The sequence below is a fragment of the Hyphomonas chukchiensis genome (genome assembly GCF_000682695.1).
Taxonomy (GTDB): domain Bacteria; phylum Pseudomonadota; class Alphaproteobacteria; order Caulobacterales; family Hyphomonadaceae; genus Hyphomonas; species Hyphomonas chukchiensis.
Window position 1 is genome coordinate 477858 of sequence record NZ_AWFG01000001.1, and the last position, 26547, is coordinate 504404.

26 protein-coding genes and 2 tRNA genes are annotated in these 26547 nt (G+C 61.1%); 6 read left to right on the forward strand and 22 right to left on the reverse strand.

Annotation, left to right across the window (positions count from 1 at the left end; all coding sequences use genetic code 11):
* Positions 1–2 precede the first annotated feature (2 nt).
* The 10 genes from HY30_RS02315 to HY30_RS02360 form a co-directional block, all read right to left on the reverse strand.
* Positions 3–518 (reverse strand): RNA pyrophosphohydrolase, encoded by a 516-nt coding sequence (locus HY30_RS02315; protein WP_081812009.1) that lies wholly within the window; start codon positions 516–518, stop codon positions 3–5.
* Positions 515–1825 (reverse strand): divergent polysaccharide deacetylase family protein, encoded by a 1311-nt coding sequence (locus HY30_RS18980; RefSeq protein ID WP_081812010.1) that lies wholly within the window; start codon positions 1823–1825, stop codon positions 515–517. Before HY30_RS18980 ends, HY30_RS02315 begins: the two co-directional genes overlap by 4 nt.
* Positions 1826–1906: 81 nt before the next feature.
* Positions 1907–3229 carry a S41 family peptidase gene (locus HY30_RS02325; protein WP_034736453.1) on the reverse strand — a complete coding sequence of 441 codons (1323 nt, stop codon included), beginning with the start codon at positions 3227–3229 and terminating at the stop codon, positions 1907–1909.
* Positions 3230–3256: 27 nt separating this feature from the next.
* Positions 3257–4480, reverse strand: coding sequence for a murein hydrolase activator EnvC family protein (locus tag HY30_RS02330; protein ID WP_034736455.1), 1224 nt, complete (start codon positions 4478–4480; stop codon positions 3257–3259).
* Between the two features lie 36 nt (positions 4481–4516).
* Positions 4517–5062: a hypothetical protein gene (locus HY30_RS02335; protein WP_034736457.1), complete on the reverse strand. Its 546-nt coding sequence runs from the start codon at positions 5060–5062 to the stop codon at positions 4517–4519.
* A 2-nt stretch (positions 5063–5064) separates the two neighbouring features.
* On the reverse strand, positions 5065–6483 hold the full coding sequence (locus HY30_RS02340; protein WP_051614665.1) for a M28 family peptidase: 1419 nt from the start codon (positions 6481–6483) through the stop codon (positions 5065–5067).
* Between the two features lie 61 nt (positions 6484–6544).
* Positions 6545–7165 (reverse strand): peroxiredoxin family protein, encoded by a 621-nt coding sequence (locus HY30_RS02345; RefSeq protein ID WP_051614667.1) that lies wholly within the window; start codon positions 7163–7165, stop codon positions 6545–6547.
* Positions 7166–7240: 75 nt separating this feature from the next.
* Positions 7241–7789: a GNAT family N-acetyltransferase gene (locus HY30_RS02350; protein WP_034736459.1), complete on the reverse strand. Its 549-nt coding sequence runs from the start codon at positions 7787–7789 to the stop codon at positions 7241–7243.
* A 7-nt stretch (positions 7790–7796) separates the two neighbouring features.
* On the reverse strand, positions 7797–8759 hold the full coding sequence (mdh, locus tag HY30_RS02355) for a malate dehydrogenase (RefSeq protein WP_034736461.1): 963 nt from the start codon (positions 8757–8759) through the stop codon (positions 7797–7799).
* A gap of 137 nt (positions 8760–8896) precedes the next feature.
* Positions 8897–9646, reverse strand: coding sequence for a Bax inhibitor-1/YccA family protein (locus HY30_RS02360; protein WP_034736464.1), 750 nt, complete (start codon positions 9644–9646; stop codon positions 8897–8899).
* 365 nt (positions 9647–10011) lie between these two features.
* Between HY30_RS02360 and HY30_RS02365 the strand changes: the two genes are divergently transcribed.
* Both HY30_RS02365 and thpR read left to right on the forward strand, forming a co-directional pair.
* Positions 10012–10344: a DUF2853 family protein gene (locus HY30_RS02365; RefSeq protein WP_034736467.1), complete on the forward strand. Its 333-nt coding sequence runs from the start codon at positions 10012–10014 to the stop codon at positions 10342–10344.
* An 82-nt stretch (positions 10345–10426) separates the two neighbouring features.
* The gene (thpR, locus tag HY30_RS02370; protein ID WP_034736468.1) at positions 10427–10966 is read left to right on the forward strand and encodes an RNA 2',3'-cyclic phosphodiesterase; all 540 of its coding nucleotides are present in this window, start codon (positions 10427–10429) and stop codon (positions 10964–10966) included.
* 15 nt (positions 10967–10981) lie between these two features.
* Here thpR and HY30_RS02375 read toward each other — a convergent pair.
* From HY30_RS02375 to hemC, 5 genes are all read right to left on the reverse strand, one after another.
* Positions 10982–11057 (reverse strand) — tRNA-Thr (locus tag HY30_RS02375).
* A gap of 81 nt (positions 11058–11138) precedes the next feature.
* Entirely contained in the window at positions 11139–12575 is a 1437-nt protein-coding gene (locus HY30_RS02380) for a heme biosynthesis protein HemY (RefSeq protein ID WP_034736469.1), read from the reverse strand.
* The gene (locus HY30_RS02385) at positions 12572–13780 is read right to left on the reverse strand and encodes a COG4223 family protein (RefSeq protein ID WP_034736471.1); all 1209 of its coding nucleotides are present in this window, start codon (positions 13778–13780) and stop codon (positions 12572–12574) included. Before HY30_RS02385 ends, HY30_RS02380 begins: the two co-directional genes overlap by 4 nt.
* Before the next feature lie 73 nt (positions 13781–13853).
* Positions 13854–14561, reverse strand: a complete 708-nt coding sequence (locus tag HY30_RS18985) for a uroporphyrinogen-III synthase (protein WP_051614670.1) — start codon at positions 14559–14561, stop codon at positions 13854–13856.
* Positions 14558–15541, reverse strand: a complete 984-nt coding sequence (gene hemC / locus HY30_RS02395) for a hydroxymethylbilane synthase (protein ID WP_051614673.1) — start codon at positions 15539–15541, stop codon at positions 14558–14560. Before hemC ends, HY30_RS18985 begins: the two co-directional genes overlap by 4 nt.
* A 105-nt stretch (positions 15542–15646) precedes the next feature.
* On the opposite strand from hemC, the gene HY30_RS02400 reads away from it, so the two are divergent.
* The 3 genes from HY30_RS02400 (at position 15647) to HY30_RS02410 (ending at position 19977) form a co-directional block, all read left to right on the forward strand.
* The gene (locus HY30_RS02400) at positions 15647–17527 is read left to right on the forward strand and encodes a DUF885 domain-containing protein (protein WP_034736472.1); all 1881 of its coding nucleotides are present in this window, start codon (positions 15647–15649) and stop codon (positions 17525–17527) included.
* Between the two features lie 155 nt (positions 17528–17682).
* Positions 17683–18693 carry a glycoside hydrolase family 43 protein gene (locus HY30_RS02405; protein ID WP_034736473.1) on the forward strand — a complete coding sequence of 337 codons (1011 nt, stop codon included), beginning with the start codon at positions 17683–17685 and terminating at the stop codon, positions 18691–18693.
* Positions 18694–18792: 99 nt separating this feature from the next.
* Positions 18793–19977 carry an acyl-CoA dehydrogenase family protein gene (locus HY30_RS02410; RefSeq protein ID WP_034736474.1) on the forward strand — a complete coding sequence of 395 codons (1185 nt, stop codon included), beginning with the start codon at positions 18793–18795 and terminating at the stop codon, positions 19975–19977.
* On the opposite strand, the gene HY30_RS02415 is transcribed toward HY30_RS02410, so the two are convergent.
* Together HY30_RS02415 and HY30_RS02420 are read right to left on the reverse strand one after the other, a co-directional pair.
* Entirely contained in the window at positions 19974–20531 is a 558-nt protein-coding gene (locus HY30_RS02415) for a disulfide bond formation protein B (RefSeq protein WP_241765619.1), read from the reverse strand. The two genes, HY30_RS02410 and HY30_RS02415, sit on opposite strands and share 4 nt — an antisense overlap.
* Positions 20528–21169 carry an exopolysaccharide biosynthesis protein gene (locus tag HY30_RS02420; RefSeq protein ID WP_051614723.1) on the reverse strand — a complete coding sequence of 214 codons (642 nt, stop codon included), beginning with the start codon at positions 21167–21169 and terminating at the stop codon, positions 20528–20530. Before HY30_RS02420 ends, HY30_RS02415 begins: the two co-directional genes overlap by 4 nt.
* A gap of 89 nt (positions 21170–21258) precedes the next feature.
* Between HY30_RS02420 and HY30_RS02425 the strand changes: the two genes are divergently transcribed.
* Positions 21259–21345: transfer RNA gene (locus tag HY30_RS02425), tRNA-Leu, on the forward strand.
* 17 nt (positions 21346–21362) lie between these two features.
* On the opposite strand, the gene HY30_RS02430 is transcribed toward HY30_RS02425, so the two are convergent.
* The 5 genes from HY30_RS02430 to thiD form a co-directional block, all read right to left on the reverse strand.
* Positions 21363–22775, reverse strand: coding sequence for an MBOAT family O-acyltransferase (locus tag HY30_RS02430; RefSeq protein ID WP_034736475.1), 1413 nt, complete (start codon positions 22773–22775; stop codon positions 21363–21365).
* A complete protein-coding gene (locus tag HY30_RS02435; protein WP_162176880.1) occupies positions 22762–23850 on the reverse strand; it encodes a hypothetical protein in 1089 nt (362 codons plus the stop codon). Before HY30_RS02435 ends, HY30_RS02430 begins: the two co-directional genes overlap by 14 nt.
* Positions 23851–23945: 95 nt before the next feature.
* Positions 23946–24596, reverse strand: a complete 651-nt coding sequence (locus tag HY30_RS02440; RefSeq protein WP_051614674.1) for a polysaccharide deacetylase family protein — start codon at positions 24594–24596, stop codon at positions 23946–23948.
* Between the two features lie 217 nt (positions 24597–24813).
* A complete protein-coding gene (locus HY30_RS02445) occupies positions 24814–25641 on the reverse strand; it encodes a PhzF family phenazine biosynthesis protein (protein ID WP_034736478.1) in 828 nt (275 codons plus the stop codon).
* A gap of 89 nt (positions 25642–25730) precedes the next feature.
* Complete coding sequence (gene thiD / locus HY30_RS02450; protein WP_034736480.1) at positions 25731–26546, reverse strand: bifunctional hydroxymethylpyrimidine kinase/phosphomethylpyrimidine kinase; 816 nt, start codon at positions 26544–26546, stop codon at positions 25731–25733.
* Between the last annotated feature and the right edge of the window lies 1 nt (position 26547).

A 26547-nucleotide genomic window follows, 5' to 3' on the forward strand; every position in this document is an offset into this window, starting at 1 on the left:
CCTCAGCCCTGGGCGATTTTGCCACCATGTACAGGCTCGGCCCAGGTTTTGAACCGCTCGGCTACTTCCGAATAGACGAGACGCTTGAACGGCACAACCAGTCCCGGGGTTTCTTCCAGCGGCGCCCAGCGCCAGGCATCGAACTCGGGCGTATGGCGGTCGAGCCGCACATCGCTGTCAGACCCCTTGAAGCGAAAGGCAAACCACTTCTGCCGCTGGCCGATATAGGGCCCCGGCAGGCGCTTCTTCAGGTCCGGCGGAAAATCGTAATAAAGCCAGTCTTCGGTCTCTTCGAGCACATCGACGAGCTTTTCCGGCACGCCGATCTCTTCTTCCAGCTCTCGCAGCGCACCGTCGCGCGGTGATTCGCCCTTGTCGACGCCGCCCTGCGGCATCTGCCACTGGAACGCCCCGCGCCCGTTTATCCTGCGGCCAATGAAGACATGCCCGGCCTTCGAGAAAAGGGCGAGCCCGACATTCGGGCGATAGCGGTCAGGATCAATAATAGATGTTTTCACCCGGCAGGGTTTACAGGAGCCTGCGCCTTGCTGCCAGTGGCAACGCGCTCTGCGTCGACCAATTCTGCAGGCGTCGTGCCGACAAGCGCAGAGACAGGCGCCAGAATGATGCCCTTTGGTCCAAGCTCACTGGTCCAGATCTTCGCCATCTCGATCGTGATCGGGAAAGCGTAGCCGGCGCCCATGGCGGCGCCCTTCTCCTTGGCGATGGTCTCAAGTTCCATCAGTTCCAGATTGATATCGTCCGCCGTCAGCTTGGTATCGATGGGTGAAGCGGCCTTGGCGTAACGCACGTGCGTCTGGTCGGCCACCTTGTCGAGGCTCGCCTCTTCAAGGCTGCCATCCTCGACCAGCGCCACGCCGCGCTTGCTCAGCACGTCCAGCACCGGACGCACGGCCGTCGCATCCTCGGCAAATTTCGCACCCTGGTAATTGATCACGCCGAAATAGCCCGACGCCCGACCGAGCAGCGTGTTCAGACGCGGCACGTTCACATCCGCGCCCTTGCCGGACAGCAGAGTCTGCGGGTGCATTTTCATGCGCCCATAGTCATAGTTCTCCATCGGCAGCTCGATCAGCACTTCGTGCCCGGCGGCGCGGGCCCGGTCGATCCAGTACTGGAGACGGTTCGCATCCGGCGCGAAGGAAAGCGTCACTTCCGGCGGCAATTCCTCGATCGCCGATTTCGTGTGCGTGGCATTGATGCCAAGACCACCGACAACCAACGCCACGACCGGCTTCTGGCCCGGATTGGCAAAGGGCCGCGCATAGGCTTCGGCGGGCGTGCGCCCATCGGCAGCGATACGGGGCAGACGTACACCATTCACCGTCTCGGTCATGCCTGAAATCGGCGCATCGTCGAGCGAGGCAATCTTGGTGACTTCGCCATAGGATTCGCCTGGCTTCACCAGCTTGCCATTGATACGGACGCCAACGCCTTCACCATCGGCCATCACATCATCCGACGGGCCACCCGTTCCGGTCGCCTCGGCCCCTTCGGCATAGGCTATGCCAAGGCTCGGCTCATCGCCGCTTTCGACTTCCGCATAGCCGTCAGTGTCGACCTGCGGCAGCATCGCCATCTCGGCTGCGTCGGTCTTGAGCCGGGTCTTGAGGTCCGGCTTCGCCTCGTCGACCACTTCGAACAGGGCCAGCTGCTGGCGCGGGCCGGCCGCGGACGGGTCACCTGAAAACTGGATACCGGCACCAAGCGCGCCAGCAAGTCCACCGAACACCAGCAGACTCATCCCCGCATGGACAAGTCCGGTACGCAGAGGAGACGGATCAGCGTCTCTCCGATAAGGCATGGGGCGACCTCATGTAATCAACAAATTGAATCCTGAACGACCATAGATGCCGCAATCTGGTTAACGAGTTACAAATATTCGTTAACCAGCCCGCTGAAATGCACTGGCAGTTACAGTGCCTTCCTTCAGCATCTGCACGGCCCGCTCAAGCTGGAAGTCCTCGCCCTTGTAGTCTTCCGGCGGCTGTTCGTCCGGCATCTTCATTTCATGCCGGGTTTCGCCGTCTTCATTGGCCAGGGCATGTGGCAGGTCGGCTTCCGACCAGCGCTTGATCTTGGCCAGTTCCTCTTCGGTGAGGCGCGTATTGGTGATCTCGATATCGGGATCGATGCCCAATGCCTGGATCGACCGACCCGACGGCGTGTAATAACGCGCCGTCGTCAGGCGGATGGCGCCGCGATCTGCCCCCAGCGGGATCACCGTCTGGACCGAGCCCTTGCCGAAGCTGGTCGTGCCGAGGATGGTCGCGCGGCCACGATCCTTGAGCGCACCGGCAACGATCTCGGAGGCCGAAGCCGATCCCCCATTGATCAGGACGACAATGGGCACGCCCTTGAACACTTCACCCGTGCGCGCATTGTAGCGCTCGACATCGGAGGCCCTGCGGCCCTGCGTCGAGACAACTTCGCCGCCCGACAGGAACATGTCGGACACCGACACAGCCTGGTCGAGCAGGCCGCCGCCATTGTTGCGCAGGTCGATGATCAGGCCCTTGGGGCGACCGCCCGTGGCTTTCGAAATGCCTTCGATGCCTTCTTCAAGCAGCAGCGTGGTGCGCTCGTTGAAGCTCGAAATCCGCAAATAGCCAACGTCATTCTTTTCCATTTTCCAGGTAACGGATTTCTGCTCGATCACTTCACGCGTCAGCGTCACGTCGAACGGGTCTTCGCCCGCCCGCAGGATCGTGATCAGGATGTCCGTGCCCTTCTCGCCGCGCATTTCCTTGACGGCATCGTTCAGGGTCTGGCCGATGATCGGCTTGCCATTGATCGCGGTGATCAGGTCGCCCGGCTGGATGCCGGCGCGGGCTGCCGGGGTTCCGTCCATCGGGGAGATGACTTTGACAAAGCCGTCTTCCATCGTCACTTCGATGCCGAGGCCACCATACTCACCGGAGGTCTGCACCTGCATCGAGCGGAAGTCGTCAGGATTGAGATAGCCGGAATGCGGGTCCAGCGACGTGAGCATGCCATTGATGGCCGATTCCATCGCTGCCTTCTCGTCGATCTCGACCACATAGTCCTGGCGGGCCCGGGCGAGAATTTCGGCGAAGAGTTCAAGCTGCTGGTAGGTCACCATGCGCGAATCGGCAGGCTTTTCCTGTGGCCAGGCCAGTGCGGAGAACCCGACCGCCGAACCACCCAGAACGATGCCAAGCGCGGCACCCGTCAGCAGTGAACGCATATTCCAATCCTCCGTCATATGTGACCTCTATCTGTCACTCGGCAACCACTGTGCCGGATTCATCACCTTGTCGCCAAGCCTTAATTCCATATTCAGCTCAGGTGGCGGATCTGTCCGGTCCGGCATACGCCCGACGGGTTCGTTCGCAGACACTGACTGGCCTTCGGTGACATAGATCCGGCTCATACCTGTAAGAATAACATGGTATCCGTCACTTGTGCGCAAAATTAACATTGATCCATAGCTGCGAAATGGACGCGCATATTCGACCTTTCCGTCAGTCGGAGCCACGACCTGGGCGGCCTGTCTTGTCGAAAACGTGATCCATTCCGTCTTGCCGCCGGTCGGCATCTTGTCGCCAAAACCATAGAGGACGTTACCAGCCGTCGGCTGGATCAACCCGCCCAGCGCCGCCTTTCCCAGCGGACGGGGCGTTGGCGTGGAGGATGGCGCCTGTGAGGGTGGCTTGGGCCGCGAAACGGATTTGGACGCGGAAGCCAGGGTCGGGCGCAATGTCGGCTTCACCCCCGGTGCCGACGGCGCTTCAGACTCCAGCGCCGAAAGCAGTTCGCGCAGCGTTTCCGCCTTGCGGCCCAATGTATCGGCCCGCTGCTTCAGCACATTGATGTCCCCGGTAATGTCCTCGAAGCTGCCGCGCTTGGCCGCCGCCAATTGCTCGATCTCGACCCGCTTCAGCGCCAGCGTCGCCTCGGCTGCTTCCAGTTGCGCCCGTTCGCCGCGTATCTGACGCTCCAGCTGGTTCAGCTCGTCGATCTCGGCCGAGAGCGTGTCTGACCGCGCCGCAAGGCGCGGCGTTGTCTCGCTCATCAGGATTGCCCGGCGGATCGCCATATTGGCCTTGCCCGGCGACACGATCAGCGCCGGAGGCCGCCGGCGGTTTGACGCCGCGAGCGCGCCCAGCAGGTCTTCCAGCGCCTGCCGATCTTCCAGCAAGGCCGACTGGGCAACCACCCGCCGCGTGCCAAGATCAATCAGCGCCTTTTCCGACGCAGCCGCCTGCTCTTCCCGGCGGCGCGCCTCCATCGCGGCAGAGATCAGCTTGCTGTCGATCTGCCGGAGGTCTGTCTCGGTTTCCTGCCCGGCCGTCTGCAAGGCCTCAAGCCTCGTCATCGCCGCCTGCCGCTCAGCCTCAAGCGCGTCCAGTTCCTCACGTGTGTAGGTTGCCGGTGCCGCCGCGATCAGGGCAAAGGCGGCGCACGAAAGCACGAGGGGGCGAAGGAGAGGTCGCATGAAAGCCATTCATGCCACGCGACCATGACCCGGACATTAACCATCGCTCACAAGCCTGCGCGAGATCGCAGCCAACTGATCGGCGATCAGGGCGGTCACAAGCCCATGCGGCCCCGGATCGAACGCGGGATGGACCAGCAATACGTGCCGAATGGCCGAGAAAGTCTCCCGGAATGGTCCGTGAATGGACTCGGAATACCCAGGAATGTCCGGCGATGTCCCATGGACGACCCCATTGCGGAAGGCGATGACCTGCTCGATCCGGCGCGCGGCCGCCCCGGTCAGGACCAGTCTTTCCGGAGGATTGAGATAGTCTGTCGAGCGTGCGCGGCGCAGCAAAAGCGTCACCGGTGCATAGCGTTCGGGGTAGGACGGATCGACGACATCGCCCTCCTCCGCCGTCTCGTATCCACTCAAAGCCGCAACCAGTGCCCCTTGCAGGGCAATCACCGCGCCGACCGAAATCCAACGCCAGCGCTGGGGATCTGACGCGACATGGTCCAGCTCGCGGTGCACGAAGCGCAAGGCTTCATGCACCGAGTCCAGGCTCGCCGCGATGCGGGCCTGCCGGTCAGCGATCACGCCTACTGGTCTTCAATCGCAGGCGCTGCCGCCTTGCGGAAATCCCATCCCGTTTCCGCAGCCACATAGGTCAGCGCGGCATAAACAGCCACATTCTGCCGGAACGCCTCCGGATCGATCTTGTCAAACGTATCATCCGGCGTGTGATGCAGGTCGAAATAGTCAGTCCCGTCCTGGTCAGCAGAGATGGCGGGCACGCCCATGTTCCCGAGGACAGACACATCTGAATCCCCCTTGGAACTGTTGTCCCCCGGCACGACACCCAGCGGCGCCACAAGGTCCTGCATCGCCTTGGCGTAGGCCATCGCTCCCTCGCCAAACCCGGTTGTCAGGCGCCAAATACGGCCCGCGCCAAAATCGCTTTCGGCAATAAGGACGTGCTTGTCCAACTGATCCGCATGCGCCTCTCCATAGGCCTTGCCACCAAACAGGCCGACTTCTTCAGACCCATAAAGCACAACTCGGATCGTCCGCTTCGGCTTGCCCGGCAGCTGCTGAATCAGGTTGGCCGCCGCCACCACAATCCCGCACCCGGCCGCATCATCAATCGCACCGGTTCCAAGGTCCCAACTGTCGAGATGGCAGCCGATCAGCACGATCTCGTCCTTCAGGCTCGAGCCTTCCACTTCGGCAATCACATTGCCTGACGCCGCCGAGTCAGCCGTCTTGACCTGGATGTTCAGCTTCACATTGACCGGCCCGCGCTCGAGCAGGCGTGCCAGCTGGTCTGCATCCGGCGCGGCAAGCGCTGCTGCGGGCAACGCGCCGAGAGCCCCCTCACGCGTCATGCCGCCCGTATGCGGCATCCGGTGCGAATCCGTACCCGCCGAGCGGATGAGGCACGCAACCGCGCCACGGTCTGCCGCCGCCTGCGCACAGCCACCGCGCTTTGCCACAGCGTAGCCATAACCAGATCCATCCTGCGCCCGCACCATGCGCTCATCAATGAAAGCAATCTTGCCTGTCAGGGAGTCCGCAGGCGCCGCTTTCAGATCAGCAAGACTGGTGAAACGCACAACTTCCGCCTCAACGCCGCCCTTTGCCGTAGACTTCGATCCACCCAGTGCCGTGATGGCCAGTTTCTGCGGATTGGCGCCTGTGACTGAAGCCGTCTCAGTCACCCGCTCCCAATAAGGGATATTGAAGTCCTCGATATAGGCCTGCTGGAAATTGAGGTCCTTCAACTTGATCATGGCCCACTGGCGGGCGCGCCATTCGGCATCCGACCCAGCCAGTCGCGGACCAATCTCGGTCGTCAGGCTTTCGGTGAATTCCAGCCCGACATCATCCTTGAGCCCAGCCGCCATAAGGGCCTCGGCCTGCGCCTTTATCGCGGGGTCCAGCACGTCGGCCTCATCTGCAATGGCTGGCAGGGCGGTAAAGGCCGCCGCCAGAATGAGAGGTGTCAGGATATGTTTCATGGCGTCAGCTCCGGCTTATTTGCCGGCAGGCTATGCCAGAGTGCCGACCAAGGAAACCCGTCTAGAGGCCTTCGGCTGTCTCTATCACCAGATCCACTGCAGGGCGCGTCTTGTAGCCTTCTTCCCGCAATGTCTTCACGACATAGCCATCCGAATTGACGAATACGATGGCGGGATGCGGAATGCCTTCATAGCGCGAGCCCGGCTTCACATCCGTGTTCAGCAGATTGAAGGCCTTGATCGCAGCGGAGCCCTGGTCGGAGAGCAATTCATAGGTCAGGCCCTTATCGGCCTTATAGGCTGCAAGCGTTTCAACAGGATCATAGGATACCGCCACGAGCGTCCAGCCCGCCTCCGCGAGCGGCGCTGCAGCCGCTTCAAGGTCGATCAGCTGCTTCTTGCAATAGGGGCACCAGTCGGCCGAGCGCACGAAGGCAATCACTGTGCCTTTGGGACCGGCCAGGGTTTCGAGCGTCTGCGTCGCGCCCGCTGTATCGACCAAGCTCACCGCTGGGGCTTCCGCACCATTGGGCAACCCGATCGCGGGTGTTTCCGCAGCCGCCTCAATGGCCATTTCGGATTCAGCGGCCTTGGCATTCAGGGCATCTTCCGACGGCTCCTGCCCACAAGCAGTCGCAGGCAGCAGGGCAAGTACGGAAACTAGGGACAAAGTGCGGATCATGGCGGCAATCTCCTCGGGCGCTTGTAGAGACTCTAGCCGCAAAGGCGACCGCCTGCGAGCCGCATCAGACGCCGATCACGCGCGTTTGATCCGGCGCGCCCGCCATGCATCCGCGCTCTGGCCGTAGGCATCCAGATTGAGTTCTATCGGCGGCGGCAGCGTAGCCTGACGTAATACCCGGCTGCCCAGCCGCTCAGCTACGCGGATAGACCCGCTGTTCGCGGGGTCGATCGTATGAATCACCTCATCCCAGCCCAGAATGTCCACGGCATAGTCCATCGCAGCTGCAGCGCCCTCGCTCGCATAGCCCTTGCCCCACGCGGACCGCACAAGCCCCCAGCCCACTTCCGTTCCCGGCCAGCCATAAGGCCGCCACGGGCCGAGCCGGCCGACCCATTCGCCGGTCGCCTTCTCGATCACCGAGAACATCGAGAAGCCTTCAATGGTCCACGCACCCGTCATGGCGCACATTGATCGCCAGGTCAGCTCAGGCCCCTGCACGCCGCCCAGATGGCGCATCACCTCTTCGTCGGCGTGAAACGCACACCATGAGTCAAAATCCTCCGCCCTTGGGGGGCGGAGGATCAGGCGTTCGGTTTCGATGGTTGGCCCAATGGCCATCATCTGGCTCCTAGGCGAGCGAGCCGTCGATATCCTTGCAGGCCTGAACGAGGCCCTGCACGGACTCAACCGACTTGGCGAACATCGCCTTTTCATCATCGTTGAGATCGAACTCGACAACCTTCTCTGCGCCGCCGGCGCCGATCAGGGTCGGCACGCCGACATACATGCCATCAAGGCCGTACTGACCGTCGCAATAGGCAGCGACAGGCAGGACGCGCTTCTGGTCTTTAAGGTAGGCTTTCGCCATCGAGATCGCGCTTTCAGCTGGTGCATAATAAGCCGAGCCGGTTTTCAGCAGCGCAACAATCTCGCCGCCGCCCTTGCGGGTGCGCTCGACGATGCTGTCGAGATCGCCTTGGCTCATCCAGCCCTGCTTCACCAGTTCCGGGAGTGACAGGCCACCAACGGTGGAGTGGCGCACCATCGGCACCATGTCATCGCCATGGCCAGCCAGCGTCCACGCATGGATGTCGGCGACAGACACACCGGTCTTCTCGGACAGGAAGTAGGCGAAGCGCGAGCTGTCCAGCACGCCGGCCATGCCGACAACTTTCTTCGTATCAAATCCAGAGAACTGCTGCAGCGCCCAGACCATGGCATCAAGCGGGTTGGTGATGCAGATCACGAAAGCGTTCGGGCAGTTGGCCTTCAGGCCTTCGCCGACCGACTTCATGACTTTCAGGTTGATGCCGAGGAGGTCGTCGCGGCTCATGCCGGGCTTGCGCGCCACACCAGCCGTCACGATGCAGACGTCTGCGTCCTTGATGTCGGCATAGTCGTTCGCGCCCTTAAGGCTGACCGAGGAATTGTAGACCGGAGTGGATTCTGCGAGGTCCAGCGCCTTGCCCTGTGGCAGGCCTTCAGCGATGTCGAACATGACCACGTCGCCGAGCTCCTCGCGTGCTGCGATGTGGGCGAGCGTGCCGCCGATCATGCCGGAACCGATAAGGGCGATTTTCTTGCGGGCCATGGATCAAAACTCCTGAAAGCGTTGGGGTGTGTATCTGGCCCGGAGGGTTAGCCGACGCGCAACTGTTTCGCAATGCGCCAAAAAGGAAAGCCCCGCCTGTAAGGGCGAGGCTCCGTATTTTGTGATGTCGGCAAAGCCTAGTTACGGTTGCCGGACATGATCGCCAGCATGAACTGGAACATGTTGACGAAGTCCAGGTAGAGGCTCAGCGCACCGTAGGTGGTAGCCACTGCCATCGCACGGCTGTTGCCGACGAGCTGGAAATACATGTTCTTGAGGCGCTGCGTGTCAAAGGCCGTGAGGCCTGCGAACAGTAGGAGGCCAACCACCGAGATGACCATGTGCATCATCGTCGAGTGGAAGAAGAACATGTTGAGCAAGCTGGCCGCAACGATGCCGATCACGCCCATGATAAGGAACGTACCGATCGGCGAAAGGTCGCGCTTGGTCGTATAGCCCCATAGCGACAGGCCGCCGAAGGCGATTGCTGTGGTCATGAAGGCTTTCGCAACGATCATCATGCCGTCAGGCTGGCGCGCGTAAACATAAACGATGGCGCCCATGCCCACACCGATCAGCGAGACGACCGACCAGTAGACGAGATTTGCCGCAAGCGGCGACGGGTTCTTCATGACGAAGCCGGACATCAGCAGGATGGCCAGTGGCGCAAACATGATGACCAGGCCGATCGGTCCGGTCAGCAATGTCAAAGTCACCGATTCCGGCACGAGGGCGCCGAAGGCATAAGCGAGACCCGCTGTCAGCAGCAGGCCGAGCGCCATCTTGTTGTAAACGCCCAACATGAAGGCACGCAGGCCTTCATTGACGGACGTGTCCATCGAGTCGGCGCCGGTTCTTGGCGTATAGGCCCGATTGAATTCGTTCATAGGTTTAATACCCTTCTGTTTTGGTTCCACGCGTAAACGCGCGCGTGTTACTTTTGAATATGGTGAAACTCATCAGCCACTGCAAGGAAAACCGGACATCATTCCTTGCCTTGTCCTCCCGCCGGGCCGCGCCCGCCCGTCGAATACAGCACGGCGTTTATAGCATTCTCACAGAACAGAATGTCTTTACTTCGAGATTGCTTGAAGAGGGGCAGGATTCCCAAGTGAACCGCACCAATTCAGAGACCTGCTCAAGACAACAGGTTTTCGCCTTTTGCATTGACTCATATTAACCAAAGGGTAATTTCGCCGATCTGGTGTAGTTCCAACGGTTGGGGCACCAGAAAATCTAAGGGGATAATATCATGGCAGACGCATCGGCTTACGCCGAAAACATAAAGAAGTATGCGAGCGGCTACAATCAGGCCGCCGCAGAGAAGATCGTCGGACATCTGGGCATTGCCCTGCGCAACCGCGACAGCTCACTGGTTTCATGCTCGGATGCAGGCGAACTGGACCGCGTGCGGGAGCGCTGGTGCCGGGGAAAGCTTGGACTGGCCCAAACCAAGGATGATCTTGACGCGGCCATCAAGGCTGTTTGCGACAAATTGCAACCAGAAGGCGGCAACAAGTCACGAGTCACTTTCTATTATTTGCTCGCCGAGCATTTCGGAAAGCTCGGCCATCTCGCCAGCTAAGCGGCGCGCCTGGGGCTAAAAAGGGACCCGGCTTGGTGGAGCCGGGTTTTCTTTTGCCTGCAATCCTGTTTGAGATGACGCGATGTACCGCTTGTTCGCTGCTCTTCCTGTGCCCACGGACATCGCGCCAGGCCTCAAAGTCCTTCAGAAAGGCCTGACAGGTGCAAGTTGGCGACCTGAGCGGAATTTTCACATCACGTTGCGCTTTTTCGGCGATCTCACGCACGACAATGCGCGCGACCTTGACGAAATGCTGGGTGAAATCCGCGCGCCGGAGATGGAGCTTCGCCTCGAAGGAGTCGGCTGGTTCGGGCGGCGGGAGCCCAGCGCTGTCTGGGCCCGCGTGCGCGAGACCGACGAGCTGCGCGCGCTTTCCGGTAAATGCGAGCGGGCCGCGCGGCGCCTTGGCCTTTCGCCTGACCGCCGTCCTTTCCTGCCCCATGTCACACTCGCCTACCTGCACGGCGCAACACCGGAGGAGGTCACCGCTTGGGCACAGCCGCGCCACGCCTATTGCAGTGAATCATTCTGGGTGAACACTTTTCACCTCTATTCCAGCCATTCCGGCAAGGGTCCAAGCCGATACGTAGCGGAAGCCGACTACGTACTGGAAGGGGTATAAATACAGGAAAAGGAGTGGTGCCGCTAAGGTGACTTGAACACCTGACCCCCGCATTACGAATGCGATGCTCTACCAGCTGAGCTATAGCGGCATGCTCCAACGAGCGTCCGGCCTGAATACTCATCCGAAGGCATCAGCGCAAGACGCTTTTGCCGTTCGGGTGTCCCGGCAGTCAGTCCTCGTCAGATGCGTAATCCAGCGGCGGCGTCAGAGGGCCATTGGGCGCCTTCGGCGGGGCGACCTTCTCCTCTTCCGGGCCCGCAATTGCCAGAACCCGTCCAGCCTCCAGTTCCCGCCCATAGGATTCATAGCGCGGATGAACCAGATCCCCGACATCGCCGAAGGCATAGACCAGTCGGCTCCAGTCGCGCTGGGCAAAGTCAAAGGCGTTGCCCTTGGGATCAATATCCGACCAGTCCGCCTCGCGTGACGCTGATGCGGCCATCCGGCCCCAACGCAGCGCCTCGTCCTTGTCGCCATAGCCCTTGAGCGCGCGCTCCATGAGGAGACACAGGCGCGCCGTCGGGTTTTCCTCCACAAGCAATGCCAGCAAGCGGATCGCCTCGACCCAGTTTGCTTCGTCCATCGCCAGTTCCGCCGACAGGATGCGGCTTTCGCGATGCGTCGGGTGGGTCGCAACCAGCGCTTTCAGGCGTTCCGCGATGTTATGGCGGTCATCCTGCGGCACGAGCCGACGTGACAGCTGCGCCAGCGCCGGGTGGGGCCTCGCCTTCCAGCCAAGTTCCAGCACGCCTTGGGCGGCCTTTTCCTTGGAATCGATCATCAGCTGTCGCGCGCCATGGAAGGCGGCAGGCGGGAAGCCCGGCGCGCCCCGGATGGCTTCAGCGAGCGCCTTCTGGGCATCCTGTTTGCGATCATGCGGTAGGCCGACAGCGCGAGCCGTCTGCAAGACCGCCCGGCGGCGACGCAGGCTGTCGCCTGTGATGAGCCCGCGCTTCTCACCAATGGTGAGCGTCTCCAGTGCCTTTTCCCACTCGCCCCTTGCGACCTGCAGGTCGAACAGGGAATTGAACGGCCAGTCGGCATTGGATTTCAGGCCCAGCGCTTCGCGCGCACGCGATTCTGCTGTTGCCTGGTCGCCGCGCTCCGCCGCCGCCATGGCAGAGCCGCGCAGGCCCGCGAGTTGCCCGCCCGGCAGGCGCGTCAGTTGGCCCCAAGCGCGCTCGGCCCCTGCCCAGTCATCGTTGGCTTCGGCCGCGCGCGCCTCAAGGAGCAGTTTCAACCGCTCGTCCTCGGCATGCTTGACCGCCTTACGCGCCAGCTTCAGGGCGTAGGTCGGGTCACCGGCCTCTGCCGCCAGCAGGCCTTCCGTAAGTGCCATATTGGCCTTGCGGGCGAGACTGGACTGACGAGCACGCCCAATCTTGCCCGGAAGAACGAAAAGACCACTGATCAGCCACCAGGCCGCCGCCACCAGGCCGCCAAAAACGATCAGCGCAATAGCTGCGACACCCATGTGCAGGGAAACGAGTTCACCGCGACTATCATTGATCACCACGCTACCCGGCAGGTTTACGGCCCAGAAGCCGATCAAGGCGCCGCCGACAATGATCAGAAGGATCAGAACAAACAGGAAGATGCGGTTCATTGCGCCTGGTTCTCCCCACCGATCATGCCGAGCCTCAGGGCCTTGAGCCCCGTTTCGAGTGTGATGCGCCGGTTTGCCGATTCGGTCCAGTCAGCCATGGCCGCTGCAGGCTCCCCTGTCAGATTGCCAATGATTGCCACCGCGCCTTCCAGGTCCCCTGAATCAAGCGCGTCCTTGGCGCGCGACAGGATAACGGGCGCACCCGCCTCTTCAGCATTCTCGCCTCGCACGGTCACGGCATCACCGAAGACATGGTTGAGCCAGCCCCAGCGCCCCTCTTTTTCGCGCGGCTCAGCAGCGCGGGCCTTCGCGCTGGCTGGTCCAAATGAGCGTTGGAGATCTGCCAGCGTCGGTGCGCCCGTGGTCGCGACGCCGCTTAGAGACCGAACCTCGGCCGATTGCGGCAACAGAACGCGCAGCTTGCGATAGTCGGATTCAAACGTCAGGCCTTGCCGCGAAGCCGCCTCTATCGCCGAGAGCGCAAGGGCTGCGTCCGCATTGCTTTCAGAGACTTCAGCTTTGGCACGCACAGCCGCCTCATCATTGCGCATCCGTTCGATGAGGCTTGTCAATTCCGTCGTGTCGCCGCCGCTGCGCACAATATCAGACTGAAGGTCAGCAAGCCGGGTTTCCAGCGACGTGACGCGCTCGGCGAGTGCGCCGACAGACCTCGCCAGCTCCTGCGCGCTCGCCTCGCCGCTTGTGTCGACGGCCTCAAGCGCCTCCAGCCGCGCTGACAGCTTCGCCACCGCCTCGCCACCATCATCGCTGGCAATCACTTCGTCGATCCGCTTCGACACGGCATCCAGTTCTTCCAGCAAGGGGCCGAGATCGTCGCCGCCTGCCGCCGCGACAGACTTGAGCCGCGCATCAAGGCGGGCCTCAAGATCAGCCGAATTCCGGATCACCTTGTTGCGCTCGACATCAGCCGTTACCTGTTCGGCTTTCAGCGCATCCAGCTCCGCAGTCAGGGCCGACACATCACCGTCTGCACTCTTCCCGGGCAGCGCCATTGTGGCGACGATGCCGATCGCGCCGCCAATACCGGCAGCGACAAGACTGGCAACGCCCAAACCGAGCCAACCCGGACCGGCGCCCGTCTTGCTTGCGTGCATCGTTTTCTGGTCTTCGAACGCCGGCTCGAAATCAGCATCAATCGGCTCCGTAGAATCGACAGGGATATCGTCTTCGGGATCGTCACTCATAAGTCTGTCTGCTCCTAGCAGGCGGGATTTGAATCACACTGACACATACGCCCATGGCGATCAAAGGTCGCCTTCAGAGCGCCAGAACGGCTGTGTCCAGCGCTTCCATCAGCGCAGTCTCGCTTGGCTGCGCCGCGTTGACGACAGCCTTCGCGCCGCAACCCACGAGAGGCTTGCTGGCCGCTTCCGATATCGCCACGATAATTGACCGCTTGAGGTCCAGGCCGCGTGCCGCATTCCGGAATGCCGCAGCCCCTTTGGCCGAATGCACAAGAATGACGACACGCGCCGCGCGGGTCAGCGCGCTCGCCGCACTATCGGCCACCGCAGACACTGGCAGCGTGCGATAGAGCGCCGCAAACCGCGCATTCACCCCCGCCGCCGTCAAACGCGCCATCAGATCGCCAGCTGCAGCCTCATTGGCAATATGCAGGAAAACGCCCGTCCGGGCTTCCGGCGCAGCAATGATATGCTCCGCCAGGTCGACCGCATTGCCATTGCCCTCACGAACGCCCTGCCAGCCCGCTTTGCGCGCAGCCTCGGCGGTTGCCTCTCCTACACACCAGACTCTCTGCACGCTATCGCTGACCGCCGGAAAGTGGCGCACGCCGTTCGCACTGGTGAACACGAGATCGGTCACGCCCCTCAGGTCGAGGTCAGCACCCAGAGGCTCAAGCACCAGCGCGGGGGAGAGGAGCGGCTTGTATCCAGCAGCCTTTAAACGCGCGGCCGTTTCGGACGCCCCCGGCTCAGCCCGCGTCACGATAACGGGAAGGCTCACCACTCGTCCACGAAGGCGGGAAGCACGCCGCCAGCTGCAGTGCGAATATCAGCCGCCACGTCACGCCCGAGCGCCGCCAGCTGCGCTTCGCTCGCATCTTTGCGGCATTTCCCATCAGCGCGCCAGCGCTGACGGCCATCCAGCGCAAGAACTTCCCCGATCAGTTCCCATTCCGTGCCCCGGTCAAACAGGTGCGCGGCAATAGGCGTACGGCAGCTGCCATCCAGAGCTGCCAGGAAAGCCCGCTCGGCTGTTGCAGCGGCGCGCGTTTCAGCATGATCAATCCCGGCAAGCGCCTCACGTACACCGGCATCGCCATCTTCACGCATCACCACCCCGATAATGCCCTGCCCCGCCGATGGCAGCATCTCTTCCATCGGTATCGGAACGGCCAGATGCGCCATGCCAAGCCGCGTCAGCCCGGCCATGGCAAGGTAGGTGGCATCTGCCAGACCATCCTCCAGCTTGCGCATGCGCGTGGCGACATTCCCCCGGAACGTCACGATCTCCACGTCCGGCCGCAATGCAAGTGTCTGCGACTCCCGCCGCAGCGAGGCCGTACCGACCTTGGCGCCTTTCGGCAGCTCTGCCAGTTTCTCGGCATGCGGCGACAGGAAACCCTCGCGCGCATCTTCACGCTGCGGGAAAGCCCCGAATGTCTGTCCCGCTGGCAGGACAGCTGGCACATCCTTCAGGCTGTGCACGGTAATGTCGACATCACCCCGGTCCAGCGCCGAATCAAGTTCACGGGTGAAAAGCCCCTTGCCGCCGGAATTTATCAGCCGCTCGGTCGTCAGCTGATCACCCGTTGTTGTGAACGGCACGATCTCACCGCGCAGGGCGCCGCCTGAGGCGACCTCAAGCGAGGCTGCGATCTGGCGCGCCTGCACCAGCGCGAGGGGGGATCCGCGCGTACCGATACGCACATTGCGCTGGTCTTTGCGGGCCGTGTTGTCAGGCGATATGCGTGGATCTGTCATCACACCCCTCTAGCCGTCCTACCCACGCTTGCCAATTGACAGCGCGCCGCAGAAGGCGATACCTCACATATCGTTAATCGGAAAATGCTGAGAGGACCCTCATAAATGCGCAGCTCCGTTTCCATCATCGCCCTCGCCCTTGTTTTGTCGGCCTGCGCTACAAAGCCAGCGCCGGCGGAATCACTCAATGCCACATCTGTCGCCGAAGCACCGGCTGAAACCCAGGCCGAATTGAGTGCACGCCTGAATACCTGGTTTGACGCCAAATACGAAGAACAGCTCCAGTTCAGCCCCATGGGACTGACCTTCCTGGGCCGCAAGGACAAGAACGACCAGATCGATTGCATGACACTGGCCTGCCAGGATGAACAACTGGCTTGGCTGAAAGAAGCAACCGAGGAAATGGAAGCTTCCTTCGACTATGATGCGCTCTCGGCGGAGGACAAGATGTCCTACGATATCTGGAAGTACCAATATGACGAAGCCGCCAAAGGTGCGGCGTTCCGTTACAATGGTTTCGTGTTCGACCAGATGAACGGCATTCAGAATTTCCTGCCCACCTTCCTTATCAGCTTCCACACGGTTGATACGCCGGAAGACATGACCGCCTACATCAAGCGCATCAGCGGCAGCGCCCGCGCTCTGCATGAAGCGATCGATGTAGCCCAGGAATCGGCCGATCGCGGCGTGCACGCCCCAAAATTTGCCTATGAAGGCGTTATCGACCAGTCCAAGAAAATCATCACTGGCGCGCCGTTCACGGACGGTGAGGACAGCGCCATCTATGCTGACATCAAATCCGACATCCAGTCTCTCGTCGAAAAAGGCAGCATTGATGATGTGCAAGCCGGCGTCTTGCTCGCCGAAGCGGAAGAAGCCCTAAAGGGCGATTTCCTCACCGCCTATGAAGACGTGATCGCCTTCGCGACGGCTGACATGGCCAACTCGCCGGACTCGACCCAGCCGGTCGGCGCCTACCTCCAGCCAGATGGCGCTGCCTATTACAATTATCGCCTCGAAACCCAGACAACCACGCAGATGACTGCCGACGAGATTCACGAACTTGGCCTTTCGGAAGTTGCCCGCCTGCGCGGCGACATGGAGGCCATCAAGGAAAAGGTCGGGTTTGAGGGCACGCTGAACGAGTTCTTCACCATGCTGCGCGACAGCAAGGATGACGAGCGCTTATACTATCCGAATACAGATGAAGGCCGTCTCGCCTATATCGCTGACGCAACGGCCGATATCAACCGCATCAAGGAACAGCTGCCAAACTATTTTGGCATCCTGCCCAAGGCCGATCTCGTCGTGAAACGCGTCGAGGCATTCCGCGAACAGGATGGCGCCGCCCAGCATTACTATCCCGGCACACCGGACGGCTCGCGTCCCGGCACCTATTACGCTCACCTGTCTGACATGACATCCATGCCGAAGCGCGAATTGGAAGTCATTGCCTATCATGAGGGAATTCCCGGCCACCACATGCAGATCTCGATCGCACAGGAGCTGACCGGCGTTCCGATGTTCCGCACACAGGCAGGCTTTACGGCCTATGCCGAAGGCTGGGGCCTCTATGCTGAATGGCTCGCCAAGGAAATGCCGGGCACCTATGCCGATCCCTATTCGGACTTCGGCCGCCTCGGCTCGGAAATCTGGCGCGCCATCCGCCTCGTGATCGATACCGGCCTGCACTCGAAAGGCTGGACCGAGGAACAGGCCGTCCAGTACTTCCTGGATAATGCCGCCATTACGGAAACGCAGGCTCGTTCGGAAGTGCAGCGCTACATCGTGATGCCGGGTCAGGCGACCGCCTACAAGATCGGTATGATCAAGATCCAGGAGCTGCGTGCGAAGGCCGAAGCAGAACTTGGCGACGAGTTCGATATCCGCGGCTTCCACGATACGGTTCTCGGTGGCGGTTCGCTGCCGCTCGAACTACTTGAGCGCAAGGTCGACGCCTGGATCGAAGCCCAGAAGGCCGCCTGAGGCCTTCCGGATACGACCATGACAGAGCCCTTCCCGGAAACGGGAAGGGCTTTTTCATTTCCCGCTATCAACAAGCCAGAAAAGTTAGCGCTAACTTGACTTCAGTCTTGCCGGTCCGGACAGTCAGAAACGGCAGATTGTAGGAGGATTATGCCATGTCGAACCGCCTTGCAGCGACCGTCCTGATTGCATCGCTTGCCGCCTGCAGCAGCCCGGGGCCTGAACCCCGCAGCGCTAAACCCGCCGCCACGCAGGCCACCAATCCGATCATCACCAATATCTTCACGGCTGACCCCGCCCCCATTGTGCACGACGGAAGGGTCTACCTCTATGTCGGCCATGATGAGGCCGGCGAAGGCGAGATGTTCCGTATGACCGACTGGCGTGTCTATTCAACAGACGACATGAAAACATGGACCGATCACGGCGTCATCATGAAACCGACCGATTTCAAATGGGCGGTTGCCGATGCCTGGGCATCTGAACCCATCGAGAAGGACGGCAAGTTCTGGCTATACACTGCCGTCGAGCATGATGAGACAGATCACGGCAAGTCCATCGGTGTCGCGGTCTCAGATAGCCCGACAGGCCCCTTCACTGATGCACTCGGCAAGGCGCTCGTCGCAAATTCAGAAACCGACGGCCCGCACACATGGGATGACATTGATCCCACCGTCTTCGAGGACGAGGATGGCACGTTCTGGCTCTACTGGGGCAATGCGAATCTGTACTACGCGCCCCTGGCAGCCGACATGGTGAGCTTCGCCGCGCCAATCCGGAAAGTGGCCCTGACGCATTTCGAGGAAGGCCCGTGGCTCTTTAAACGTGGCAACCTCTACTACATGGCCTATGCAGGCATCGACGAGGCGGAGAACGAGAACGAACAGATCTACTATTCGACTGCGCCAACCGTCACAGGCCCATGGACCTATCGCGGAAAGATCATGGGCCCAGGCGAGAACAGTTTCACGATCCATCCCGGTATCGTCGAATTCAAGGGCGACTGGTATTTCTTCTATCACAATGCGGCGCTCAGCATTGATGGTGTGGAAGGCGCAATGGGCCGCCGCTCGGTTCGCGCCGAGCACCTCTATTTCAATGAGGATGGCAGCATCCGCCCCATTACCGCAACGCAAGGCGGTCTCACCCTGCCCCGGCAGGACTGACGCAGCTCACACCACACGCATTCGAAGCGACGTCGCGGCAGGGCTTGTCAGGACAGGCACCTTGCCTAGGCTTTAGGAACGCCTGCTGCGGAGCCAAAGATGAACCTCACCTTCAGCCCTGAAACTGAAGTTTTTCGTACAAAAGTACGGGCCTTCTTCGAGACCGAGTTTCCTGCGGAGATCATCGCGAAAAACCGGGCGGGAAAATCCCTGACAACCGAAGACATCCGCCGCTCGGAAATGGCGCTTGGTGCTAAAGGCTGGCTCGCGAGTGCCTGGCCTGAGGAGTATGGCGGTCCCGGCTGGTCGGTCGAAGAGCAATACGTTTTCGATGAAGAACTTGAGCGCGCTGGCGTGCCGACCGTCACGCCGATGGGCGTGGTCTATGTCGGCCCTGTGCTCTACACATTTGCCTCCGACGATCAGAAAGCCAAATGGCTGCCGGGCATCCGCGACGGTTCCGTCGGCTGGGCGCAGGGCTATTCCGAGCCGGGCGCGGGCTCAGACCTCGCCTCGCTCCAGTTCAGCGCCGTTCTTGAGGATGGCACATACACACTCAATGGCCACAAGATATGGACTTCCGCGGCTCAGCATGCCGACTGGATCTTCCTGCTCGCGCGCACGAGCAGTGAAGGCAAGAAGCAGGAAGGCATCACCTTCATCTGCTGCCCGATGGACGCGCCCGGCGTCACGCTGATCCCGATCATCACGATAGACGGCAAGCACGTCCTCAATGAAGTCCTGTTCGATAATGTCAAAGTGCCCGAGGATTATCGCATCGGCGAAGAGGGCAAGGGCTGGACCTATTCGCAATACCTGCTCGGCTTCGAGCGCACCTCCTATGCCCGCATTGGCGGCAAGCGTGCCATGTTGCGCCATGCCCGCGAACTAGCCTCTTCCATTCCGAATGGCGGCAACCATCGCCTGATCGATGATGTGGCCTTCGCCCGCAAGCTCACCGAGGCCGAGATGGCTGTCGACGGACTCGAAATGACGGTCTTTCGGGTATTATCCGGGCTTTCTTCGGGGGGATCCCCGGGTGATGCTGCCTCGACGATAAAGATCCTCGCGACGCAAACTCACCAGCAGATTACCGAGCTTTTCCTCAACACAGCCGCCACCTTTGCCCAGCCAGGTTTCGGTGCAAACGCAGCGGATATCGGCCTGCCTCTCCACGCCGCAAAAGATGTATCAGCCTATTTCGCCGGCCGCGCCCAGTCGATCTATGGGGGCACGAACGAGATCCAGCGCACCATTATCGCGCGCAAAGTGCTTGGTCTCTAGCGCCGCACCGTCGCCGCGGCCGCCACAAAGCTTAGCGCTGACAGGATTAGCGAGACCACACCATTCCATCCGGCCATGGACAGGCCGAGGATGTAGAAGGGTGCGGCGGTACAATCAGCCACGTGGAAATTCTGGTTCAGATCCTTGATCGCGAAAGGGTCGACGGCTGCTGCCGCGGCGCAGCCAGCCGGTGGCGGGAACATCTTCCATTCCACGCCGGCATGATAGGCGGCCACAACGGCGCCCACACCAAACACGAGTCCGATCAGCACATTCAGCGCCACGAGGAAGCGCCGCTTGGGCTGCCATCGCCAGATAGCGAGACCTGTAATCGTCATGGCGATCAGGGCCCAATAGACTTCCCGCTGGCGCAGGCAGAGCGGACAGGGCGCAAGCCCGCCAAATGTCTGGAAACCATGCGCGATGGCAATCATCAGCGCAGATATGACCAGCGCTGCCACCGGCCACGTCCAATCCCTCAGGAGCATCTGGAGCTTCAACATTTCGCCACTAACACCGCCCTTGCCCGCACCCACAATGCGGCGCAGCGTCACGATGCCGTGAGCCCCATGATTGCATCCTTCGCGGCGCCAATCAGGGCCAACAGTGCGACAGGCCCAAGCACAACCAGTCCGAATATCCAGGCAAACCCCAGGAGCAGGCCGAGAATAACCAGAACACCGTCCTTGTTGATCAGGCCGAAACTCGCCAGCGCCACGCCAAAACCCGGCACGGTGTTCGTCATCGGCAGGGGCACGAGAATCGAAGCACTGAAAAGGCACAGGAAACCGCCGATAATACGCTCGGATCGCTTGCCCGTGATCCCCTTCAGCCTTGGTTTTGTGAAGGTTTCGATCCAGCCAAGCCATTTGCGTCCGCCCTTGGCCATCTGGGTCAGGCCTTTGCGGTCGATTTTCCGCTCGCCGAACTTTTCCGGCATCCAGGGCTGCGAACGGCCAGCGGCCATCTGGCCTGCCAGGGCCATCATGGGCAATGAAACCACCTGTGGCACGCCATAGAGGAATGGAATGCAGCAGGGCAGAGCCAGGAAAAACAGCCCGGCGCCGAAGGCACTTTCATCCAGTTGATCCATGATATTGCGCAGCGTGAGCCCCTCTTCAGGGGCGCTTGCGGCCATGGCCTCAAGGGTTTGCAACAAGGTCCGCTCGGCGGCAAAAGAGGCGTTTGGCATGGTGATTGTGTTAGCGACCTTCTCGCGCCGCGTCGAGATGATTGACAGGACCGGCTGCGATGCGGCAGGAGAGGCCTTCCCTGCAAAGGGCCTCTGTGGCGGAACTGGTAGACGCGACGGATTCAAAATCCGTTTCTGGTGACAGAGTGCCGGTTCGAGTCCGGCCAGAGGTACCAAGGGGCACGGCGCCCATTCAGAACTGGAAGTAGATGAACGGGCGATAGCCGAGCGGAACGAAGGCGATCGCAATCGCCACAATCGCCCCATAGGTCACCGCGAAGCGATTAGGCGCGAGACGCTCGATCATTTCCTGTGCGCCGAACCGATGCGACAGCCAGTGTGCAAGGCCAACACAGGCCAGCAGTGGCCAGACGGCGATTGGCAGAACGTTTTGCCCGGCAGACGACCATGTCAGATATGTCTGCGAGATGCTCAGCGCCTCGCCGAGGTCGGCCGCCCGGAAGAAAATCCAGGCCAGGTTCACCCAGTAAAAGGTCACAGCGCCGCCAATGAAGCCCCCCAGAAGCCCCATGGCCGGGACGCGCCGTGCCACAAGCTGGTGCCAGAAGCGCTGAACGATCAACGCTATCCCGTGCAGGAAACCCCAGATCACGAAATTGAACGAGGCGCCGTGCCAGAGGCCACCCAGCACCATGGTGGTCATCAGGTTCACATCCCGGCGGCCATTCCCGCGCCGATTGCCCCCAAGTGGAATGTAAAGATAGTCGCGCAGCCATGAGGACAGGCTGATATGCCAGCGGCGCCAGAAATCCTGGATATTGGCCGACAGGTAAGGCGAGTCGAAGTTGGCCGGGAACTTGTAGCCAAGCAGGCCCGCGCAGGCGATCGCCATGTCGGAATAACCTGAAAAGTCGCAATAGATCTGGATACCGTAGAGCAACACGCCGGCGACGACCTGCGACGCGGCAAAGGAGGACGGGTCGGCAAAGATGACGTCGACATATTGCGCGATATTGTCCGAGATGCAGGCCTTCTTGATGAAGCCGATCAGGAACAGCGTCAGGCAGGCGCGCACGCTGACATCGGCCCATTTGCGCGCTGTATCCATCTGCGGAATGAATTCCGAAGCCCGCACAATGGGGCCCGCCACCAGCTGCGGGAAGAAGGCGATATAGAAGGCTACATCGAGGAAAGAGCGCCGCGCGCCAATGTCGCCGCGATGGACGTCCACCATGTAGGATATGGCCTGGAATGTATAGAAACTGATGCCGACGGGCAGGACCAGGTTCAGCGTGACCGAGCCCGCGCTGAAACCCATCATGCCGGCAAAATCGACAAAGCTGTCAGCGAAGAAATTGAAGTATTTGAACACACCCAGAAGGGCGAGCGAGGCGACGATACCCGCCGTCAGAGCCAGTTTTCGCGTCCTGTCTCCCGCCGGATAACGGCTGGCGGCTGCGCCCACCAGATAGCTGATCACGGTGATCAGCAGGATCAGGCCCAGAAACCGCCAATCCCAGGCGCCGTAGAAGACGTAGGAGGCTAGCGTGAGGACGCGCTTGCGCCAGAGATTATTGCGCAGGATCCAGACGAGACCGAAAACGACGGCAAAGAAAAGGAAGAAGCGTGGCTCAACGAACAGCATGCTGACCTCCTGCGTCCGACTGCTTCAGATCGCGGCAGAGCTCAGCGCCGGCAAGGCGGCTCAGCTTTCGCGCGCCCTCCTCGCCATAGTGACTGTGATCGAACCAGAGATTCCGACCGAAGAGATCGGGATAGACATCGGGCCGGTTGAAATTCAGCACGGAAAGGTCCGGCGCAATGCGCGCAAGTTCGAGACCGACACGAGGCGTACGGTCCAGCTCCTCAGGGTCCGGAGAGACGAAGAGCGCTACATTCAGACCTTGCGCCTGGAGGCGGCGCAGCCGTGTTTCGAGATAAACGGCACGCGCCTCGACAGCTTCGTCACTGGCCGCGCCGTAGCGCGTCAAGGCCTCGTCGTATTTTTCCGGATGATCTACGAAGTCCTTGCGGCGCGCTTCGATGTCTGGCGACGAAATCGAGCCCAGAATTTCGAACCCGTCTGATGACATATCCATTTCGTATGGCGCTGGCTTCACGGGAGCCGGGAAGAAAAATTCAGCCGCCCGGCCAACGCCGGAGAGGTCGTAAGCGGCGCCCGCGCCGAACATGCCTAGCCGGAAAACCTTTTTCGGCGCAGATTCAGGGAAGGAACTGATACTGTTCAGCGTGGCGGAATAGTCAGATGGTGCGTGGAAAAAGCGAGCGCGTTCGTTCGTGGCATCGTCCAGCGAGCGCGCTTCGGGCAGCGGGTCTTCCATGACGACCGTGCGCAAAGCACCCTGCCCCGCAGCAAGAACCTGATCAAGCAGCCAGTCCTGCTCGGCGCCTGTCAGGCCGAAGACGCCGAAATTGAACACATTGGGCCGCTGGCAGCCTTCGGCTTGCATGGCGGTCTCCACCTCGTCAGGGACGATATGGTAGAAGGTGCGCGATGTGCCGATGAAGACGGTGTCATAGTCGGCGGCATGATCGCGATAGGCGGCGAGTTTGGGGCTCAAGACGTTCATGTCCGGCACGGGCGCCGCGCGGCGCAGCGCCAGCGAAAAGCCGCTTGCCACCAGGGCGAATGTCGCCGCTCCGATGACACAAGGCACCAGAGTGACACGCAAACGCGACATGATTCCACGTTCTGACAAGACTACGCTCCCTAAGCACGCGCGAGTGACTGGCGCGGAATACGCGTCAGTTTACCCATCGCGATTGCACATATCATGCCATCAAGAGCGAAAGGTTACCGGCCGGAATTTGTGGTTTCGAGGGCGACAATCCTGTAGCCGTCCTGCTTCAAACGCGACAGGAGCAGCGCCGTGCGCTTGTCCGAACGGTCAAAGGGATCGTGCAGAAGCACCACGCCCTTGTTTCCCGCCAGCGCCAGCTTTTGAAACACCAGGTCTACGGCCGCTTCAGGTGAAATGCGGGTCCAGTCGGCGCCGTCGGCTGTCACGCCCACTTCAAGCAGGCCCATGTCCCGCGCCTGCGCAGACAAGTCGGGCGTCGTCGCCACGTAGGGAAAGCGGAACATCACGGACCGTTTGTCGAGACTGGAAAGGGCCGCATTGACCGCGTCCTCCCCCCGCGAGATCTGGTCCCTGGCCCTCGCATCATTCAGCTCCACAAGGTTGGCGTGAGACCATGTGTGGCTCCCGACAGAATGGCCCCTCGCGCTGATTTCACGGACCATTGCCGGATAGCGGCTCGCCTGGTTCCCCAACAGGAAGAAGGTTGCCTTGGCGCATTCCTTGTCGAGCGTGTCGAGCACAGCGCGCGTTCGCTTCGGATCGGGTCCATCATCGAATGTCAGGACCACTTCGCGGTCTTTCAGCAGCGCATCAATCGGTCCGGTTCTGGGCGTTACCTTTATCGTCCGCTCCACGCCCAGCATGGTTGCGTCACAAGATACCGGCTTGGGGTCGGACGCAGGCGCCACAGAGCATGCGGCCAAAAGCAGACTGCTGGCAGCCCAAAGACTTGGACGCCGGAACCCGCGCAATCCTGATCGAAATCTCATATTGAATAATCCACAAGGCTGCCGGGAGTGCCTATGGAGACAATATCGACCTTTAATGCCGCCCGCAAATGGCCGCACGCCAGACGCGATTTTACATCGGGAGGAAAAATCGGCCTTCGACTGTGGTCACGCTGTGGCCGGAGAGTTTGACGCGGTCGCCCTGCAGGTGCGTGTCGATCCGTCCGCCGCGGCCCGGATAGGCCTGGAAGCAGGATAGAACCTGCTTGCCGAACCGCTCCGACATGACGCGTGCCAGCATCGTGTGCCAGCTGCCTGTGGCCGGGTCCTCGTCAATACCGCTGCCGGGCGCAAAGAAACGGCTGGTCACATCGACACTTTCACCACCGGGCGCGAAACAGCCGAAATTGCCCCTGTCCCAGCCTTCACCCGGCACGCCAAGGGACGCCAGAGCCTTCAGGTTCGGCTTCAGTGCCCGCACGGCCTCAGGCGTCTCGAACATGGCCGCATAGAACATGCCGCCCCACGCCTGAACAGGCCGTGCACCGAGCGCCTCAGCGACATCGTCGCTGACGGGGATTTCTGTTATCGGGCCCGACGGAAAATCCATCTCCAGCCGCCCGTCTTCCAGCTTGCGCACGGTCAGGCGTCCGGACTTGACCGTGTCGAAGGCAATTGTCTCGCCCGCAAAGCCCTCATGGGTGAAGAGCACATGCGCCGCAGCCAGCGTGGCATGGCCACAGAGCGGTACTTCAACGGCTGGGGTGAACCAGCGCAGGTTCCAGCTCTCTTCGCCTGTGCGGACGATGTAGGCCGTTTCAGCGACATTGTTTTCGGCGGCGATGGCCAGCATGACATCGTCCGGAAGGAAGGCGTCCAGGGGCATGATACAGGCCTGATTGCCTTCAAATGCACGGGTGGCAAAGGCATCAACCTGGTAGAGGGGCAAGGGCTGGGTCATCGGCTTATCTCCTGAGAGACGCTTTAAGCACACCGCCTGTCCGTACAGAAACGACGATTTCTGACAGGGTCTTCAGTGCGCCTAACGGGTTATTCCCGGTCCAGTGACCAGCCATGGTTGACCGGTCCATGGCCCATTCCGAGTCCCTTCGCGGTCCGTAGCGCGCCCAGAAGATAGTCGCGCCCCTGCTCAACCGAGTCCGGCACACTGACGCCTTGCGCGAGATAGGCCGCGATGGCGGAGGCCAGCGTGCAGCCTGTGCCATGCGTGGAACTTGTATTGATGCGTGGGCTTTCGAACAGCCATTCGCCGGTTGTGGTCTGCAACACATCGGTGATCACACTGCCACCGATATGCCCGCCCTTGACCAGCGCGCCATGGGCGCCGAGTTCGAGCAGGCGGTCGGCCGCGCGGCGCTGGCCATCGATGGATTCGACGGCCTTGCCGGTCAGCACTTCCGCTTCCGGGGCGTTTGGCGTCACCAGACGGGCACGCGGCACCAGTTCGGAACGGATCGCTTCGACAGCTTTTGCGTCGACAAGCCGGTCACCGGATGTCGCAACCATGACGGGATCAATCACGCGCGGGATCATCAAGGCGTGCTCGTCGAGACATTCGGCAATGGCCTCAACCAGCGCGGCCGACCCCAGCATGCCGGTCTTGATTACGTCGGCGCCAATATCGGCCAGCGTGACGCGCATTTGCCCGATGACGGCATCAATGGGCACCGGCCAGACACCGTGCACGCCTTTGGTATCCTGCACCGTGATGGCGGTGACGGCCGTCATCGCATAGCCACCGAGCATGGTAACGGTCTTGATATCGGCCTGGATGCCGGCACCGCCGCCCGAGTCCGAACCGGCAATGATGAGCACGCGCCCTTTGCGATCGACGGCCTCAGCCATG

Bases quoted from the DNA above. Each gene is read 5' to 3' on its own strand.
- HY30_RS18980 (WP_081812010.1), bottom strand. From the start codon at position 1,825: ATGCCTTATCGGAGAGACGCTGATCCGTCTCCTCTGCGTACCGGACTT.
- HY30_RS02325 (WP_034736453.1), bottom strand. From the start codon at position 3,229: ATGCGTTCACTGCTGACGGGTGCCGCGCTTGGCATCGTTCTGGGTGGT.
- HY30_RS02330 (WP_034736455.1), bottom strand. From the start codon at position 4,480: ATGCGACCTCTCCTTCGCCCCCTCGTGCTTTCGTGCGCCGCCTTTGCC.
- HY30_RS02340 (WP_051614665.1), bottom strand. From the start codon at position 6,483: ATGAAACATATCCTGACACCTCTCATTCTGGCGGCGGCCTTTACCGCC.
- HY30_RS02345 (WP_051614667.1), bottom strand. From the start codon at position 7,165: ATGATCCGCACTTTGTCCCTAGTTTCCGTACTTGCCCTGCTGCCTGCG.
- HY30_RS02350 (WP_034736459.1), bottom strand. From the start codon at position 7,789: ATGATGGCCATTGGGCCAACCATCGAAACCGAACGCCTGATCCTCCGC.
- mdh (WP_034736461.1), bottom strand. From the start codon at position 8,759: ATGGCCCGCAAGAAAATCGCCCTTATCGGTTCCGGCATGATCGGCGGC.
- HY30_RS02360 (WP_034736464.1), bottom strand. From the start codon at position 9,646: ATGAACGAATTCAATCGGGCCTATACGCCAAGAACCGGCGCCGACTCG.
- HY30_RS02365 (WP_034736467.1), top strand. From the start codon at position 10,012: ATGGCAGACGCATCGGCTTACGCCGAAAACATAAAGAAGTATGCGAGC.
- thpR (WP_034736468.1), top strand. From the start codon at position 10,427: ATGTACCGCTTGTTCGCTGCTCTTCCTGTGCCCACGGACATCGCGCCA.
- HY30_RS02380 (WP_034736469.1), bottom strand. From the start codon at position 12,575: ATGAACCGCATCTTCCTGTTTGTTCTGATCCTTCTGATCATTGTCGGC.
- HY30_RS02385 (WP_034736471.1), bottom strand. From the start codon at position 13,780: ATGAGTGACGATCCCGAAGACGATATCCCTGTCGATTCTACGGAGCCG.
- hemC (WP_051614673.1), bottom strand. From the start codon at position 15,541: ATGACAGATCCACGCATATCGCCTGACAACACGGCCCGCAAAGACCAG.
- HY30_RS02400 (WP_034736472.1), top strand. From the start codon at position 15,647: ATGCGCAGCTCCGTTTCCATCATCGCCCTCGCCCTTGTTTTGTCGGCC.
- HY30_RS02405 (WP_034736473.1), top strand. From the start codon at position 17,683: ATGTCGAACCGCCTTGCAGCGACCGTCCTGATTGCATCGCTTGCCGCC.
- HY30_RS02410 (WP_034736474.1), top strand. From the start codon at position 18,793: ATGAACCTCACCTTCAGCCCTGAAACTGAAGTTTTTCGTACAAAAGTA.
- HY30_RS02420 (WP_051614723.1), bottom strand. From the start codon at position 21,169: ATGCCAAACGCCTCTTTTGCCGCCGAGCGGACCTTGTTGCAAACCCTT.
- HY30_RS02430 (WP_034736475.1), bottom strand. From the start codon at position 22,775: ATGCTGTTCGTTGAGCCACGCTTCTTCCTTTTCTTTGCCGTCGTTTTC.
- HY30_RS02440 (WP_051614674.1), bottom strand. From the start codon at position 24,596: ATGCTGGGCGTGGAGCGGACGATAAAGGTAACGCCCAGAACCGGACCG.
- HY30_RS02445 (WP_034736478.1), bottom strand. From the start codon at position 25,641: ATGACCCAGCCCTTGCCCCTCTACCAGGTTGATGCCTTTGCCACCCGT.
- thiD (WP_034736480.1), bottom strand. From the start codon at position 26,546: ATGGCTGAGGCCGTCGATCGCAAAGGGCGCGTGCTCATCATTGCCGGT.